We start from the raw sequence: 16,563 nt of genomic DNA, 5'->3' as shown, positions 1-16,563 counted from the left end.
CCATAGGCCTTGCCGGCCGACATTTGCGGGCGCAGGAACGAGGCGCCGTCCTGGCGCTGGAAGGCGACCAGATGCCCGCCGGCGTCGAGCACCGAGACGCCAAGCGGCTTGAGCTTGAGATCGGAGCCCTTGGCAAAGGCGGCATCGATGATTTGCCTGGCTTTTTCGAGCGGCAGTGCGGTCATGGCAGTCTCCTGTCTGAAAGGCGTCGATCATCGACCGTCGACGGGCGAGATAACATCCCGGTTTCGGTTGAAATTGCTTCGCGTGAAGAGGTGGGATGGAAGCGACCTTCACAGCCTCCCGGATAGGGGTTGGTGCTTGTGCGGCTTCAGGTCATTTTTTCTTGGCGCGGGCCGGCTTCTTGGCAGGTTCCGCCGGCGCGTTGGCGAGGTCTTCGGCTTCCTTGGCGAGACGCAGGGCCCGCAGCTTGTTGGTCTTGGCCTGGCGGGCGTCGCTCTCGGCGACGTATTCGGCCATCGCCTTCTGGCGGACGGTTGCCGCCTCTTCCTGCTTCTTGAAACGCAGGTCGGCGCGCGCGCGGGCAGCATCCCGAGAGTTTTCAACCAAGACCGTATCCAATCCCGTAAATTGTGATTTTCCGCCTCTTCTAGCAGAGCCGGCCCCAAAACGGGAAAATAAGTTGGTCAAGCAGCAGAGTCAGCAGCGAGAGCCTTGCTGGCAACCACGGCTTCGTAGGCGGCCTGCAAGGTCGCGCGGACAGAAGGACCAGTCGCGGTATCGAGAGGCATGCCGAGATGTTCATGGCGCAATTCGTCCATGAATTTGTCCCACATCGGCTGTCCACCCTTTTCCAGAAGTTCGGCGCGGATCGACAGTTCGTCGCTGACCGGCAGCCAGACGCGGCCCCAGGCGCCGAGATGGGCCAGGATCGGCACCAGCGTGATCGCCATCTCGGTCAGGCTGTAGATCGCCTTCTGCTTGTGTGAGGGGTCGTCGGCCTTGGTCAGCATGCCCAGTTCCATCAGCCGCTTCAGCCGGTCGGCGAGAATGTTGGAGGCTATGCCTTCCATCGATCCGTTGAGCAGCTCGCGAAAATGGCGCCTGCCGCCGAAGATCGTGTCGCGAAGGATGATCAGGCTCCAGCGATCGCCGAACACTTCCAGCGACAGGTTGATCGGGCACCCGGACCGGCGATCCATGCTCATGAGATTTTTCTCCAAAACCGGTTGCATTATCGTAGCAGTTTTATTATCGTGCAACCGATTGCAAAATGCAATCAGTTTGCGGAGAGGAGACTGCGTCATGACGACCACCGAACGTCCCAAGATCATATCCGAAGCCTTTGGCGATCCGGCGACCCCGCCGCTGTTGCTGATCATGGGGGCGATGGCTTCGATGCTGTGGTGGCCGGAGGCGCTCTGCCGGAAACTGACCGATGCGGGCCTGTTCGTGATCCGCTACGACAACCGCGATACCGGTCGGTCGACCAAATATCCGCTGGGCGAGCCGCCCTACACGTTCGATGATATGGCCAACGATGCAATGCATGTTCTCGACGAGCACGGCATCGGCAAGGCGCATGTCGTCGGCATGTCGATGGGCGGCATGGTCGCGCAGCTTGTGGCGTTGAAACATCCCTCGCGTGTCGTTTCTCTGACTGTGATCAGCAGTTCGCCGGTGGGAATCGACACATCCGGCCTTCCCGGGACGACCGAAGCCTACATGGAACACTCGGCCGAGGGCGCCAAAGTCGATTGGTCGGACCGTGGCCAGGTGGTCGATTTCATCGTCAGGGATGCGCGGGCGATTGCCAGCGCCACGCATCCCTTCGACGAGGCCCGGATGCGAGCCTTCGTCGAGCAGGATTACGACCGCTCCGGCGGCTTGCTGAGCGCGACCAACCATTTCATGCTCAAGGGCGGCGACGCTTGGAAGGGCGGCCTGCACGAGATCGCGGCGCCGCTGCTGGTCATCCACGGCACGGCTGACCCGATCTTTCCGGTCGAACATGGCGAGGCGCTGGCCGAGGCGGTCACCGGGGCGAAAATTATCCGGATCGAAGGCGGCGGCCACGAGCTGCATCCAGACGATTGGGCCGAGATATCCGCAGCAATCATCGCGCATGTCCAAGCCCGTTGAGGCAGCATAGGCTGGCTTTGACGGACAAGGCCAACCGCAACAGGCGTGCCGCACGGTAGCGGCCACCGACAATCCACGAAACAAACGAGTGAAAAATGTCCCTGACGCTTCATTTCCATCCGTTGGCCTCCTTCTGCTGGAAGCCGTTGATCGCGCTGTATGAGAACGCGACGCCGTTCAAGCCTGTCATCGTCGATCTCGGCGATGCTGAATCGCGCGCCGCCTTCCTCAAGATTTCGCCGGCCGGCAAGATGCCGGCGCTGCGCGACGATGCGCGTGGCCGTACGGTTCTGGAATCGACCATCGTCGTCGAATATCTGGCCCCGCACTATCCGGGGCCGGTCGACCTCGTTCCCGCCGACATCGACCTGGCGCTGGCAGTTCGCCAGACCGATCGCTTCTATGATTTCTATGTGCAGGAGCCGATGCAGAAGATCGTCGGCGACCGGTTGCGCCCCGACGACAAGACCGACCCGTTCGGCGTCGAGCAGGCTCGCGACCAGTTGCGCAATTCCTACGCCATCATCGAACAAGACATGCAGTCGAAGATCTGGGCGATGGGTGACACCTTCACCATGGCCGATTGCGCGGCGTCCCCGGCGCTGTTCTATGCCAACAAGGTCGAGCCGTTCGGCGACAAGTATCCGGCTGTGAAGCGCTATCACGACCGCCTGTTGCAGCGCCCCGCCTTCGCCCGGGTGATCGAGGAGGCGAAGCCCTACTTCAAGTTCTTCCCCTACAACAACGGCTGATCGGGGTCAGGCTTCCCAGAACTGATCGAGCCAGATGTTGAGTTTGAGGAAGCCGGTGCCGCTCACCGTATAGACGCGCCTTGTTCCTTCCGGCTTGGCGTGGACCAGGCCGGCATCGAGCAGCACTTTCAGATGTTGCGACACGGCTGGGCGCGACACCGGCAAGCCGGCGGCCAGTTCGGTGACGGTTTTCGGGCCGCGGCGAAGTTCTTCCAGAAGATGGCGCCGGTTGGGATCGGCAATCGCCATGAAGGCGTCGGAAAACATCATGCCTGTATTAGTGAGGCAAAGCCTTTCGAATCTCAACCGTCTGCTTCTGCTTTTCTTCTGGGATCAAGCCGCAATGCTTCAGGGGTGACCGAACGGTCGGCCGGCTGCGTCTTGAAGGCGTCACGATCGCCGATCGGCACCGGCGCGCGGCGGCTGATGCGCAGCAGCGTGTAGCCGGCCAGACAAAGATGCGCGAAGGCGGTCGCCAGGAACAGACCTTCCGGGCGCATCCAGCCCATCAAAGCGGCGGCCAGCAAGGGGCCGATCATCGTACCGAAGCCATAGAGCAGCAACAGGCCGCCCGACACCTTGACGAAATCCTCCGAGCGCGCGTGGTCGTTGGCATGCGCCACGGCGATGGAATAGAGCGTGTAGGCGAAGGCGCCATAGGCTGCGGTGAAGACAATGACGAAGACGCCGGAGCGTGGCTCGAACAGGAAGATCATGAGCGCGAAGAAGGCGCCGCCGAAAGCCGCTCCCGCCAGCACGAAGCGCCGGTCGGTCTTGTCGGACAGGCGCCCGGCCGGAAGCTGCATGGCAGCACCGGCAACGACCACAAGGCTCATCATCAGGGCGATCTCGGCTGTGGAAATGCCGATGCGGGCGCCATAGACCGCGCCAAGCGTGCCCCAGGCGCCGTTGGCGATGCCGATCAACACGCAAGCGACCGCCGATACCGGCGAGTTGGCATATAGGCCTTTGACGTCGAGCGAGACGTCCTGCAACGGCTTGGGGTGGGAAGCGCTTGAGACCGCCGTCGGAATGAGCGACAGGCAAAACAGGATGCCGGTGATCATGAACAGTGACGCGGACTTCACGTCGCCGCCGGCGACGATCATCTGCCCGCCCATGATCGAGGCATAAGTCACCATCATGTAGAGGCCGAAGACGGTGCCGCGGTTCTCGTTGGTGGCCTTCTCGTTCAGCCAGCTTTCGATGACCATGAAGGCACCGGCCATGGTGAAGCCGGTGAAGGCGCGCAGCAGGATCCAGACATATTCGTCGATGATCAGCCCGGTCAGCAGCGCCACGATGGCGCCGGATGCGGCAAAGGCGCCAAAGGCGCGCACGTGGCCGGCGCGGCGCACGATGCGCGGTGCGAAGAAGCAGCCGGTGACGAAGCCGCCGGCCCAGGCCGTTCCCATCAGGCCGAGCGATGCGGTCGAGAAGCCTTCCAACTGACCGCGCAGGGGCAGCAGCAGCCCATGCAATCCAGATGCCGCGAGCAGGAAAGCGGTGCCGCGAAGCAGCGAGAGGATCGGTCGGTAGGTTGCGAACATTGGTTGATCCGGCTCAGGTTTGGCGGGGACGCTGGGTCTGAAGACAGTCGCATTCGGGCTTTTCGGCGGCGGGCTCTACGCTCAAGTGCCTATCCGCGGCGGAACAGTGCTTCGGCCGCCGATTTGGTGGTGTCCTTGGCCTTGAGCTCGGCTTCCAGGCGGGCGATTTCGTCGCGCAGGATGCCGATCCGTTCGGTCAAGTCACTGACGGAAAGCAAGGACAGGTCCTGCCCGATCTCGTGCGGGCGTGCCTTCTTGGGTTCGTCGTCGAAGATCGCCATCGTCGCTCCTCCTCCGCCAAGACCAGATTGGCCATTTGCCTGATTTGGCAATCAGCATACATAGGGCAGGGGCGTCGATGCAAACAGCCGGTCGGACAACGGCGAGGAAAGACGGGAAATCTCATGGCGAGCGGACAGAAGATTCCGGCAAGAATGACGGCCATCGCGATCTCGGAGCCTGGCGGTCCACGGGTGCTGAAGCCGGAAACGCGCGACGTGCCGCAGCCCGGGCCTGGCGAGATCCTGATCAAGGTGCATGCTGCCGGCGTCAACCGGCCCGATATCCAGCAGCGCAAGGGTGCTTATCCGCCACCGCCCGGCGCATCCGACCTGCCGGGCCTCGAAGCGGCGGGTGAAGTGGCGGCCCTTGGCGACGACATATCGCGCTGGCGCATCGGCGACCGCGTCTGCGCGCTGACGCCCGGCGGCGGTTATGCCGAATACGTCAAGGTTCATGCCGGCAGCGTGCTGCCGCTGCCGGCCGGCTTCACCCACACCGAAGCCGCGGCGGTGCCGGAAAATTATTTCACCGTCTGGCACAATGTGTTCGAGCGTGGCGGCCTCAAGAAAGGCGAGACACTGCTCGTCCATGGCGGCTCGTCCGGCATCGGCACGACGGCGATCCAGCTTGCCTCCGCCTTCGGCGCCTATGTCATCACCACCGCCGGCAGCAAGGAGAAATGCGACGCCTGCCTGAAGCTCGGCGCAGACCGAGCGATCAATTATCGCGAGGAGGATTTCGTCGCCGCCGTGAAGGAGGCAACGGGCGGCAAGGGCGCCAATGTCATCCTCGACATGGTCGGCGGCGACTATGTCCAACGCAACTATGAGGCTGCTGCGGTCGAGGGGCGTATCGTCCAGATTGCCGTGCAGGCCGGCGCTGTCGCAAGCGCGGATTTCTCGAAGATCATGGTCAAGCGGCTTACCCATACCGGGTCGACGCTGAGGCCGCGAACCGTCGAGTTCAAGGCGGCGATCGCGGCGGCTCTGGAAGCCCAGGTGTGGCCGCTGCTCGGCACGCGCAAGGTGGCACCGGTGATGGACATGATCTTCCCGCTCAGCGAAGCCTGGCGGGCGCATGAGCGCATGGAAGACGGTGAGCATATCGGCAAGATCGTGCTCGACGTCGGCTAAGACGTACCGATACTCGGCCGGCCCGTAGGCTGGCGGAGCGAGGTCCGCGCCCATGGCTGCCTACAAGATGAACAGAAGCTTAATGCTGCAATGCAGCATTTGCATCATTGCTATGCAAAATCAGCCATTCAAGTCCTCACCGATGACGCCTATTTGAGCACCATCGAAACGAACATCATTCTGGAGGACTACCATGAACCCGATCCGCGCTTTCCGTAACTGGCGTATGTACACCGAGACCGTCCGCGAACTGAACCGTCTCAACGCACGTCAGCTCAGCGATCTCGGCATCAACCGCGCCGACATCGAGAAGATCGCCCGCAGGGCCATCTAAAGCCACGTCCTGGTTCGCTCCGGCGGACCAGACGTGGAAGCCAGAGCCGCACCAGACGACTTTTGTCGCGGTTCCGAGCCCGCTGGACCCAGTCCGGCGGGTTTTGTCGTTTTGGGGCCGGCAACAACCGAGTACGGTTCGACGGCAATCAGGGGTTGACCTCAGCTTTCCACATGGCATTTTGATTGTGAGAGACGCGGTTGGGGTGTGGGCGCATCTGGCGATCCGGCCGGCGAGGTATTGTCTCTGAAAAGGCAGTGCCCCCATGTTCGATGATCTTACCGACAAGATCTACGAAGCGGCCTTCGTGCCGGATTTGTGGGCGGGTGCTCTCGAAGCGGCCAGCGAGCTTTCGAGTTCGGCTGACGGCGCGATCTTCCTGTTCAGCGACGGCTCCCCTGTTCGCGGCCGGTTGAGTGACGAGCCTCCCGGGCATGGCAATTCCCTTGAAACCGTCCGCTCCCTGTTCGATGAATTCATCGCCGGCGACAGCTGGAAATTCTCCGATGCGATTCAGCGCATGTGCAGCCTGCAACCGGCAAGTTTCGTGCAGGTCGAAGATTTTCTGACTGCCGACGAGCTCGAGCATGATCCGGTACGGATACAATTGAGGGCGGCGGGTATCGGCGCTCATATCTGTTCGGCGGTTGCCATGCCGAGCGGTGAACTGGTCACCTTTGTCTTTCAACGCTGGACGCGGGATGGCACCTACGATCAGACGTCGATCGACAGGCTCGATCAGCTTCGTCCCCACTTTGCGCGCGCCGGCCTGGTGTCGGCGCGGCTGGGCATGGAGCAGGCCAAAGCGAGCGTCTCGGCGCTCGAGGCCCTTGGTCTGCCGGCGGCGGTAATGACCGCATCGGGACGCGTGCTGACGGCCAATGTCCTTCTCGACAATATGCCATCCGTTTTCATCGCGACGGCTCATGGTGGCATCGCGCTTGCCAATGCATCCGCCAATTCTCTTTTCCAGGAAGCCGTCATCCATAATCGCCAGGATCGTGTCGTGCGCTCCATCCCCGTTCCTGCCAGGGAAGGCCAGCCGGCGCTGGTCATTCATCTCCTGCCGCTGCGCCGTGCCGCGCATGAGATCTTTTCCGGAGCCGACATTCTGGTTGCGGCGACGGCGATGAGCGCCAGCGCCACCGTGCCGTCGCCAAGCCTGCTTGCCGGACTGTTCGACCTGACGCCCGCCGAAGCGCGGCTGGCGTCCGCCCTTTCGCAAGGGCGGCCCTTGAAGGATGCGGCGGCAAGCTCCAACGTTACCGTGAAAACCGGGCGCACCTATCTCGAGCGGATATTCGCCAAGACCGGGACACGGCAACAAAGCCAGCTTGTGGCGTTGCTGAAGAACGTGGAACTGCCCAACCGCGGCTGATAAGCGGGCGCATATCCCTGTCGCTCAATGTCCAAATGCGGAGAAGCCGAGCGCCACCAGGGTTCCTCCCAATACGATATCCGCATGCTTTCGAAAGCGTGCGTAAAATTGCTGGGCGACCGGTTGGGAAATACAAAGGCCGAGAAGGCCAAACCAGGCGATGGCAATGGCAAAAACCAGCACAGCCAAGGATATGTGAGCCGCCCCGCGCGCATCCAGGTTCAGTGTGGAGGACGCGAAGAACAATGCGGTGGCAGGGTTTGCCACTGCCGTGACAAAGCCCAGCCGAAAGTATCGCGTGATTGGAACGGGCTTCGGCACGTCGAAGCCAACCCTGATCGACAGCGCCCGCCGCATCGAATTCCAACCGATGAAGACCAGCATTGCACCGTAGAGGCTGGCGGCCATCTGGTGTGCAAGGCCCCCGGACGGCAACGCTCCGGCGCCAGTCGCGACGATGGTCGCCAGCGAACTCGCGCCCAAGGCAACACCGGCGGCGGCAGACAGAGCCGTGGCGCGCGAAGCGGTTAGCGCGGCTTGCGTGACGACCGCGAAGTTGGCGCCGGGCAGCATTGCCACCAGCGCATAGGAAATGGCGAATGGAAGCAACCCCGCCACCACGGCGTGTCCGGTTTCGAACATCGACTTTCCCCGCATCGGCAGCGGCCCGCCTTCTCAAGGCGGGCCGCTGCAATCGAAGGCGGAACTTGCACGGAATGCTTTGCCTCCGACAGTCGGCATATGCCGACTGTCGGGTTCCAAGAACCAGGTTGCTACCTGCGCCTGCTGAGCGGTTCGGTGCTCTTGAACAGCGCCACCAGTTCGCTTTGCTGGCGGGTGCGGGTCTTGGAGAAAATCCGTTCGAGATAGGTGCGACCGGTTTTTACGGTGATGTTCGAACTGTCGGCGGCTTCCTTCAGCGACCGGCCGGACGCCAATGCCGTTGCAAGCCGCGCTTCGGCCGGCGTCAGGTCGAACAGGCTACGGACATGCAACTCGAAGCCCTCGGTGTTGCGGCGCGCGACTTCGGTCACCATGATTACTGCGCAGCGCTCCGAGGCCAGGCCGTAGGTGCGGGCATCGACAAAGGGCGCCACCGAAAGCACCAGCCGCGCCAGGCCCGACCGCTGGCGATGGGATGGCACGAGCAGCGTGCCGCCTGCTCCCGGTATGGCGCCGTCCCGCAAGGCGCAGGCATCCACCACCAGACGTTGCAGCAACTGCGCATCCTCGGCATTGGCAGCGGCGATCATCCCGTCCCTCAACCGTAACGGACTGTCCGGCCGCATCAACATCTCTTCGGCGGCCTCGTTCATCCGCGCGATCTGCTGATGGCCGTTGACCACGAACACCCCGAAGGGCAAGTGCGAAAAGGCGGATGCCAGTGCCGCTGTCTTCTCCAATTGCTGGCCTATCTGCCCGGCACGCAGCACATGCGGCACGATCTTCTGGAACAATCCCATGTCATCGGCGCCGAACATATCCTGTCTGGATCCGCGATGGATATCGAGCACCCACTGCGCGCCGTTGGCGGTAAGCAGATTGCAGACCAGCCCGTGATACATGTCACGCGGCCTGAACCAGTCCTGCCAGAGTTCACGCCGCCGGAATGCCGTCTCGTCCAGCATCATCGGCCAACGCGTCACCGTACCGACAGGCAAGGCGGCCGCGGCTGCGGCCAGCGGGTCGCGCATGAGGGCCTCGAAGCACTGTTGCGATGAAAATTCGGGATCGTGGTCGGTGGCAACCACGTCGGCCGTTTGCGGGCTCATGCGCACGATGCAGGAGCGCGAGCCGCCGAACAGGTCACGCATGCTGTTTATCGCGTCGAACCAACGCTCCTGATCGTAGGCTGCCTCGTAGACCTTGCCGATCACGGCGGTAACCGTTTCGATGCTCACATTGGACATTGGCCGATCACGGACGCTTTGCAAACGACACTGGAGTTCCGTCGCGCTTTGAAGGGTGTGTATGTCATCTGCGCCCGGTGAGCGGTTCGGTGCTCTTGAGCAGCGCCACCAGTTCACTCTGCTGACGGGTTTCGGTCTTGGCGAAGATACGTTCGAGATAGGTGCGGCCGGTCTTTACCGTGATGTTGGACGTCGCCGCGACCTCCTTCAGCGAGCGTCCTGATGCCAGTTCCGTTGCAAGCCGCGCTTCGGCCGGCGTCAGGTCGAATAGCTCGCGGACATGCAACTCGAAGCCGTCGGGAATACGGCGGGCGACCTCCGTCACCATGACCACCGCGCAACGTTCGGACGCCAGGCCGTAGGCACGGGCATCGACGAACGGCGCCACCGACAGCACCAGTCGCGCCAGGTCGGATTGCCGGCGATCGGACGGCACCAGCAGTGTACCGCCGACGCCCGGCATTACCCCGTCATGCAGCGAGCAGGCGTTGGCAACGAGCCGCTCCAACTCCTGCGTATCCTCGGCACTGGCGGCCGCGATTGTGCCATCCCTCAATCGCAACGGACTGTCGGGCCGCGACAACATCGCTTCGGCGGCCTCGTTCATCTGTGCGATCTGCTGATGGCCGTTGATCAGAAACACGCCGAATGGCAGATGCGAAAACGCCGACGCCAGGGCCGACGTTTTCTCCAACTGCTGACCGATCTGTCCGGCGCGCCGCATGTGCGGCACTATCTTGCGCAGCAGGTCGATGTCTTCGGCGTCGAAGGCTTCCTGACCTGGGCCTCGATCGATGCTGAGCATCCAGTGCGAGTCGTTCGACGAGAGCAGGTTGGAGACGAGGCCGTGATACATATCGCGCGGCCGCAGCCAGTCCTGCCAGAGTTCGCGGCGGCGGAACGCCGCCACCTCCTCCGTCAGGGGCCAGCGACTGACCACGCCGAGAGGCAAGGCGGCCGATGCCGCCGCCAGCGGATCGCGCAGCAGGGCTTCGATGCCCTTTTGCGAAGTGAACTCCTGATCGAAATCGGATGCAACCGCATCGAATGTGTGTGGGCTGATGCGCACGATGCAGGAGCGCGAGCCGCCGAACAGATCGCGCAGGCCAGTTACCGCATCGAACCAGCGCTCCTGATCGTAAGCGGCTTCATAGACCTTGCCGACCACTGCGGAGACCGCTTCGATGCTGACGTCAGCCATTGGTATCCAGCTTTCAAAGGACCATGCTCAAGGAGCCTAACACACAAAAGCTATCTATCAAGTTATGGTTCCGGCTGGCCAAGTAATGCCGGAGTTCAAGCCAAAGTCTTTTAATATTAGAAGCCGGCAATGTGTCACCCGCCGGCTACAGCCGCCGCGTTAAGGTGGTAGCGGCCCCACAAAGCGACGAACAGTCGTCATATGACGACTGTTCGGATTGTGTCCTACCTGCAATCTCGGTCGCACTGGCAGTTCGATCGAGGTGGGAACGCGATGGCGAGAATGATCAGGTCGGTGGGGGGTAGGTCGGAAAACATGGCGTCATACTTTTGCGAACGAGCTTGTCGATCTTCCGAGGGGGACGTCAGTCGTCGTGACGCACCCATGTCTATCCTGACCTTGGCCGGGTTGATGGGGTTGGCTGCTTTCGCGCTTGCCTCGGGAAATGCGCGGGCAGGCGAATGTGCCGGCGGCGATGACGGTGGAAATGTCACAAGTCTCGCTTGTGGTGACGGGCCGGACGCATCGTATGACGCTTTTACATACTCGGCATATGCAACAGCAATAGGCTCCCACGCTCGGGCGGATGGAGTGGAAAGCAGCGCCTTGGGTTACAGATCCAATAGCGGCACGGGCGGGCAGAATACGGCAATGGGGGCGTTTGCCAAAGCAGGCGATCTCGATGAAACAACTGATTTCAACAGTTCCGGCACAACTGCGATCGGCACGGGCGCGAAGGCCGGCGCCGTAGCCAACGATCAAAATGAGGCAACGGCGCTTGGTCACCTGGCGGAGGCCAACGCCGCTTTCGCGACAACACTCGGGGCTCAATCCAAGGCCAATTACATGGGATCAATGGCTATCGGTCATGGCGTGGAGACCACGCGTGACAATCAGGTGAAGGTCGGCAACGTTAATAACACCTATACGCTGGCGGGCGTCACTTCGGACGCGAGCAAGGCGGCGCAAGATCTAAACCCGGTCGATCCGGTCTTCTTGGTGACGACGGATGCTGCAGGCAATCTGGCGGCGTCGACATTCGATGTGGCCGCGCTCGAAGACCTGCCGGAAAAGGTTGCCGATCATGAAATTCGCATCGCCAGCAATACGAATAACATCAACGCCTTGAACACGACGGTGGGTGGCCACACGACCGAGCTTGCCGACCACGAGGATCGCATCGCCAGCAACACCAATGCGATCGCCACCCATACGGCTCAACTCCTTGATCTCGATACGAGGGTGACCGACAACACCAGCAACATCGCGGCGCTCGACGGGCGCGTCGGCGCGTTGGAGTCCGGCTTCCAGAACCTTGGTGGCGAGATCAGCGAAACCCGCACGGAAGCGCGTGCCGGCACCGCGCTGGCGTTGGCGACAGCGGGGCTACGCTATGATGACAGGCCCGGCAAGCTGTCGCTGGCTGGCGGCTTCGGTCATTTCAAGGGGCAATCGGGGCTGGCGCTCGGCCTTGGCTACAACACCAGCGAGGAGTTCCGCATGAACGCCGCCGTATCGGCAACCACCGGCCGTGGCGATGTCGGCGTCAGCGTCGGAGCCTCATGGACACTGAACTGACGCGGCCGGGATGATGCGGGGTTTGGGGCTTCAGCATTCCGTGCCGTTGCAGTGGCGGGCGCCCGGTTGGCGGACTTCGGGCGCCCGCGGTTTTTTCGCCGCATTGGCCATCGCGCTGATGGCCGTCGCGGTGCCTCCGCAGCCGGCGCATGCGCAAACCAAGGAAAAGCGGGTGGGGCAAAAGGCGGCGCGGCCTGCCGGTATCGACCGCAATGGGGTGCTGATCCTGATCCGCGGTGCGCTTTTGGCGCTCGACCAGGCCAACAAGACCGGCAATTACACGGTGCTGCGCGATCTCGGCTCGCCGAATTTCCAGGCCAACAGTGCCGCACAGCTCGGCGACATCTTCGCCAACCAGCGCAAGCAGGCGCTCGACTTCGGCGCGGTCGCGGTGCTCGAGCCGCAACTGACTTTGCTGCCGCAGATCGAGCCGAACGGCATGCTGCACATGGCCGGCTTCTTCCCGTCGGTACCCTTGCAGGTCAATTTCGAGCTTATGTTCGAGCCAACTGACCGGCAGTGGAAGATCTACGGCGTGTCCGTCAACCTGACATCAGGTGGTCCGCAAGCGCCCGACACGCCCGTGGCAGAGCAGTCGAAGCCGGACGCCGCCGGCCCGCCGCCGGAGGGGCCGTCGATGGCCGTACAGCCTAAGAAAGCAACCAAACCGGTCAAGCCGTAGCGTGTGGAGCGTTCATGCACTGGTTCCGGCCAAATCCTATCCTCCGCCCCGATATCGGAGCACCTGAGTTGACCGATGAAAAAAGGCGCCAGAGGTACGTTTGCATACTCGACCCGACCAACGCGTGGACGGTCTGGGATTGCGAGATGGAGATGCCGGCTTCACTGGGAGGCCAGCATCTGACCGGGCGGCCGAAGGAACGAGCCGAGGCTGCCCGCGCAATTCTGGAGCGTATCCACAAAAGCAAGATGGATGGCGGCAAGCCAAATCGACTCGTCGATTAATCATGCCTTCTGCACTTCGTGGCGAGACCGCTGTCATCGTCGGATCGGCCAGCTGGCGGGCTAGAGGCGGACCTTCGGCGCCACAACCTGATCCCTGAGATCAAGCTCGAAAGCCGGCTCTTTGCTGCTGCCGGCATGTCGCGCCGGGCCAACATGGCCGGCTGTGCAAAGGCAGCTCGGGCCGGCGGTTTTCGTGCGGCTTGCCGCCCCGCTCGTCGGTAAATTAGCCGAAGGAAATGTGTATCCCCGATGTAACAGTCCAGCTTCCGCAAGCGGTCATTGGCGGCACAAAGCGGCGGACCGTCGTCATATGACGACTAGGAAAGCAGGCCGCATTCGATCAGCCATTGGCAGGAAACACCGACGATCGCTTCGGCTCCCCGCCGAGGGCGATCTGTCGGGATCGGGGCAGGGGCAGTACATGAATCTCAACAATAGCAATCGTCGCTACCGCAACCGCTTGCTGGTCGGCACGGCGATGGTCGGGGCGACGCTGCTCGGCTTTGGCCAAAGCGCCGAGGCCGCCTGCACGCTGACGGTATCACCTAACTATGTCTGCTCCGGTGCCAACACGGCCGGCCAGATCGTGCCGTCCGGAATCGGTTTGCCGCTCGATCTCGGCGACTTCATCGCCCTTGCCCTTGCCCCGGCCAATCCTTCGGTCACCACGGATCCGGGATTCAGCGTCACCACCAGCGATCCCTTCGCGCTTGGCATACTGGGCAGCGGCGCGGTCAGCTACACCGATGCCAATGCCTCGCCGCTGAGTTCGACGACAGGCATCGGCCTTGGCGTCGTGTCGCTGGTTCCGCAGATAGCGCCTCCCTATTACGACGCGGACCCGGGTGGCGCGGTGACCATCGACACCAATGGTGCCTTGACCGGCGCCCTGATCGGCCTCGCCGCCATCAACACAGGCGACGGCGCCACCACCGTCAAGGCCACCGGCGATATCATGGCGACCGGCGCCAATGGCTATGGCGTCCTTGTCTATTCGCTAGGTTCGGATACCGACGTCACCACCGGAAAAGTGAGCGGCACCAATGGCGGCATTTCCGCAATCAACCAGGGGGCCGCCGCAGCCCTGAGCATCACCGCCAATGGCGACGTGACTGGCGGCGCCGGCGACGGCATCTATGCCGTCAATGGCGGACAACAACTCGATGTCGTCAATACGATTCTGAATGGCACCGTAACCTTTTCAGGCCCGCCGCCCGTCCCTGCTGGCAGCGATCTGAATGTCACCGCCTACGGCAAGGTGACCGGCGGCCGGTACGGCATCTTTGCCTCGAACGACGGCAGCGGCGCCACCAGCATCATAGCCACGACGGCTGCCGTAGCCGGGTCAAGCGAAGACGGTATTTATGCCACCAACGGCACCACGGCGACGGACCTGACGGTGAGTGCCGCGGCGGTCAGCGGCAAGGGCGGCATCGCCGTCAACAACGGCGGCACCGGCTTCACCAGCGTCACGGCGACGGGCTTGGTGACCGGGGCAAGCAACAACGGCATCGATGCCTATACAGGCGGGGCCGGACTGACGGTGAGTGCGGCGGCCGTCAATGGTGGCTTCGCCGGCATCTATGCCCAGAACAATGGGACCGGTGCCACCAGCGTGACCGCGACGGGGACGGTGACTGGAACGGTCGACAACGGCATCGATGTCTACACACAGGGAACAGGCCTGACGGTGAGCGCCGTGACGGTCAATAGCGGCGAGAACGGCATCCGCGCCTACAACAGCGGCGACGGTGCCACCGATATCACAGCGATAGGCGCAGTGTCCGGGACCGGTTCCGACGGCATATTTGCCTTCAACAACACGGCGGCGACAGGCGGCTTGACCATCGATGCCGTGACCGTCAGCGGCGGCAAATATGGCATCTATGCCGAGAACCAAGGCACCGGTGTCACCAGCATCACTGCCAAGGGCGATGTGACGGGAACCGGGTATACGGGGATCGCAGCCGTCAATGGGATCGCAACCTTCAATCCGGACGGCACCATTGCCAGCGTAGCGGCAAGCCTCAATGCCACCGATCTGACGGTGGACGCGGCAGCTGTCAGCGGAAGCCAGCAAGGCATCTACGCCTACAATTCCGGCTCCGGCGCCACCAAAATCACGGCGACAGGCGCGGTGACTGGCCTTACCGGCATTCACGTGACCAACGCCGACGGCGCGACGAGTCTGACAGTCGATGCCATGGCAGTCAACGGCTACACTGGCGTCGATGCTCGGAACTACGGCACCAGCGCCACCAGCATCACGACGAAGGGGGCGGTGACCGGAGCACAAGGTCCCGGCATTTGTGGCGCTAATTACGGGACAGACCTGACGATCGACGCCGTCGCAGTCAGCGGCGACACCACCGGCCTTGTTGCCTTCAACTTCGGTACCGGCGCCACCAAAGTCACGGCGACAGGGGCGGTGACCGGGACGCTCGGTGCCGGCATACAGGCACAAACCGGCGCCGCAACGACAGGCGGAGTGACCATCGACGCTGCGGCCGCCAGCGGCGGCCTGTTCGGCATCTACGCCGAGCACAACGGCGCCGGTGCCACCACCATCACGGCGACAGGCACGGTCGAAGGCGGCGACGCGGCGATCAAGGCGGTGTCGTCCGCGGGCCAGGCGATCTCCATCACCACCAGCGGTCTGGTGCGCAAATAGCTAGCCTTGTGGCGGTAGAGACCTCGGGTGGGCCGGTGACCTTCACCAACAATGGCGGGCTGCTTGGCATCGTCAAGCTCGGCACCGCCGCCAATATTGTCGCCAACAACGCAACCTGGAACACCGCCGGCATCAATGAGTTTGGTGGCGGCACGCTGACCAATGATGCTGGCAAGGACATTGTCACCGCCGCCGTCGGTTATGATAGCCCGGTGACGACGACATTCAAGGCGTTGTCCAACTTCACCAACAATGGCAGGCTGACCATGGCCAATGGCATTGCCGGCGATGTCACCAACCAGTTTGCCGGCGATGCGACGTTCGCGCCTGGCTCGGTGCTGGCCATCGATATCAATGGCGCGGGCGCAGCCGACCGGTTCGCAGTCGAAGGAACGGCCGATCTGTCCGGCGCGACGCTGGCGGTAACGGCTCAGGGTCTCGCCGTCGGCACCCACACGGTGGTGTCGGCCGGCAGCGGGCTTGGCGGGACGACATTCCAGGCGTTGACCGGTGTCACCAGCACCGCCTTCCTGTCCGTCACGGACACCTACGACGTCTACAACGCCTATCTCGATGTGACCAAGGTTCGCGACTTCACTGACGCCGGGCTGACGCCGAACCAGATTGCCACCGGCGCAGGATTGGACAGCCTGACCGGTGGGGCTGTGTTCGGCGCCGTCGCCGGGTTGGCCACCGACGCCGAGG

General features: G+C 62.7%; 18 protein-coding genes and 1 pseudogene. 10 read left to right on the top strand and 9 right to left on the bottom strand.

The features are described from left to right. The 3 genes from EN943_RS24900 to EN943_RS24890 all read right to left on the bottom strand — a co-directional run. Positions 1 to 185, bottom strand: a 185-nt coding sequence (locus EN943_RS24900) for a heme-binding protein (RefSeq protein WP_206522801.1), incomplete at its 3' end; no start/stop codon positions are given. Between the two features lie 151 nt (positions 186 to 336). Next, positions 337 to 570 carry a hypothetical protein gene (locus tag EN943_RS24895; RefSeq protein ID WP_027037125.1) on the bottom strand — a complete coding sequence of 78 codons (234 nt, stop codon included), beginning with the start codon at positions 568 to 570 and terminating at the stop codon, positions 337 to 339. A gap of 77 nt (positions 571 to 647) precedes the next feature. Next, complete coding sequence (locus EN943_RS24890; protein WP_127415033.1) at positions 648 to 1,169, bottom strand: helix-turn-helix domain-containing protein; 522 nt, start codon at positions 1,167 to 1,169, stop codon at positions 648 to 650. A 97-nt stretch (positions 1,170 to 1,266) separates the two neighbouring features. Here EN943_RS24890 and EN943_RS24885 point away from each other — a divergent pair, with 97 nt between their 5' ends. After that, a complete protein-coding gene (locus tag EN943_RS24885; protein WP_127415032.1) occupies positions 1,267 to 2,103 on the top strand; it encodes an alpha/beta hydrolase in 837 nt (278 codons plus the stop codon). 95 nt (positions 2,104 to 2,198) lie between these two features. Then, positions 2,199 to 2,855, top strand: coding sequence for a glutathione S-transferase family protein (locus EN943_RS24880; RefSeq protein ID WP_127415031.1), 657 nt, complete (start codon positions 2,199 to 2,201; stop codon positions 2,853 to 2,855). Positions 2,856 to 2,861: 6 nt separating this feature from the next. Here EN943_RS24880 and EN943_RS24875 read toward each other — a convergent pair whose 3' ends face one another. From EN943_RS24875 to EN943_RS24865, 3 genes are all read right to left on the bottom strand, one after another. Next, positions 2,862 to 3,125 carry a metalloregulator ArsR/SmtB family transcription factor gene (locus tag EN943_RS24875; protein ID WP_013529232.1) on the bottom strand — a complete coding sequence of 88 codons (264 nt, stop codon included), beginning with the start codon at positions 3,123 to 3,125 and terminating at the stop codon, positions 2,862 to 2,864. A 32-nt stretch (positions 3,126 to 3,157) separates the two neighbouring features. Then, positions 3,158 to 4,405: an MFS transporter gene (locus EN943_RS24870; protein ID WP_127415030.1), complete on the bottom strand. Its 1,248-nt coding sequence runs from the start codon at positions 4,403 to 4,405 to the stop codon at positions 3,158 to 3,160. Between the two features lie 89 nt (positions 4,406 to 4,494). After that, the gene (locus tag EN943_RS24865; protein WP_063173211.1) at positions 4,495 to 4,686 is read right to left on the bottom strand and encodes a DUF1192 domain-containing protein; all 192 of its coding nucleotides are present in this window, start codon (positions 4,684 to 4,686) and stop codon (positions 4,495 to 4,497) included. A gap of 123 nt (positions 4,687 to 4,809) precedes the next feature. On the opposite strand from EN943_RS24865, the gene EN943_RS24860 reads away from it, so the two are divergent. From EN943_RS24860 to EN943_RS24850, 3 genes are all read left to right on the top strand, one after another. Continuing rightward, positions 4,810 to 5,820, top strand: coding sequence for an NAD(P)H-quinone oxidoreductase (locus tag EN943_RS24860; RefSeq protein WP_127415029.1), 1,011 nt, complete (start codon positions 4,810 to 4,812; stop codon positions 5,818 to 5,820). Between the two features lie 193 nt (positions 5,821 to 6,013). Next, complete coding sequence (locus EN943_RS24855) at positions 6,014 to 6,154, top strand: DUF1127 domain-containing protein (protein WP_013529236.1); 141 nt, start codon at positions 6,014 to 6,016, stop codon at positions 6,152 to 6,154. Positions 6,155 to 6,419: 265 nt separating this feature from the next. Then, positions 6,420 to 7,532 (top strand): helix-turn-helix transcriptional regulator, encoded by a 1,113-nt coding sequence (locus EN943_RS24850; protein WP_127415028.1) that lies wholly within the window; start codon positions 6,420 to 6,422, stop codon positions 7,530 to 7,532. A gap of 24 nt (positions 7,533 to 7,556) precedes the next feature. On the opposite strand, the gene EN943_RS24845 is transcribed toward EN943_RS24850, so the two are convergent. The 3 genes from EN943_RS24845 to EN943_RS24835 all read right to left on the bottom strand — a co-directional run bounded on the left by EN943_RS24845 (position 7,557) and on the right by EN943_RS24835 (position 10,643). Further along, positions 7,557 to 8,105: a LysE family transporter gene (locus EN943_RS24845; protein ID WP_245475960.1), complete on the bottom strand. Its 549-nt coding sequence runs from the start codon at positions 8,103 to 8,105 to the stop codon at positions 7,557 to 7,559. A gap of 200 nt (positions 8,106 to 8,305) precedes the next feature. Then, positions 8,306 to 9,442, bottom strand: a complete 1,137-nt coding sequence (locus EN943_RS24840) for a helix-turn-helix transcriptional regulator (protein WP_127415026.1) — start codon at positions 9,440 to 9,442, stop codon at positions 8,306 to 8,308. A gap of 64 nt (positions 9,443 to 9,506) precedes the next feature. Further along, on the bottom strand, positions 9,507 to 10,643 hold the full coding sequence (locus EN943_RS24835; protein ID WP_127415025.1) for a helix-turn-helix transcriptional regulator: 1,137 nt from the start codon (positions 10,641 to 10,643) through the stop codon (positions 9,507 to 9,509). 591 nt (positions 10,644 to 11,234) lie between these two features. Here EN943_RS24835 and EN943_RS24830 point away from each other — a divergent pair. The 5 genes and pseudogenes from EN943_RS24830 to EN943_RS24815 all read left to right on the top strand — a co-directional run. After that, positions 11,235 to 12,221, top strand: a complete 987-nt coding sequence (locus tag EN943_RS24830; RefSeq protein ID WP_245475959.1) for a YadA-like family protein — start codon at positions 11,235 to 11,237, stop codon at positions 12,219 to 12,221. Positions 12,222 to 12,234: 13 nt separating this feature from the next. Beyond that, entirely contained in the window at positions 12,235 to 12,903 is a 669-nt protein-coding gene (locus EN943_RS24825; RefSeq protein WP_127415034.1) for a hypothetical protein, read from the top strand. A gap of 68 nt (positions 12,904 to 12,971) precedes the next feature. After that, positions 12,972 to 13,187, top strand: coding sequence for a hypothetical protein (locus EN943_RS37735; RefSeq protein WP_164778353.1), 216 nt, complete (start codon positions 12,972 to 12,974; stop codon positions 13,185 to 13,187). Between the two features lie 421 nt (positions 13,188 to 13,608). Continuing rightward, positions 13,609 to 15,858 carry a hypothetical protein gene (locus EN943_RS24820; protein WP_127415023.1) on the top strand — a complete coding sequence of 750 codons (2,250 nt, stop codon included), beginning with the start codon at positions 13,609 to 13,611 and terminating at the stop codon, positions 15,856 to 15,858. Between the two features lie 8 nt (positions 15,859 to 15,866). Then, a pseudogene (locus EN943_RS24815) lies at positions 15,867 to 16,563 on the top strand (autotransporter outer membrane beta-barrel domain-containing protein); the annotation flags it as partial.

The sequence above is a fragment of the Mesorhizobium sp. M7A.F.Ca.US.006.01.1.1 genome (assembly GCF_003997935.1).
Taxonomy (GTDB): Bacteria; Pseudomonadota; Alphaproteobacteria; order Rhizobiales; family Rhizobiaceae; genus Mesorhizobium.
Note: the sequence above shows the minus strand (reverse complement) of the source record. Positions and strands in the feature narration are given on the sequence as shown.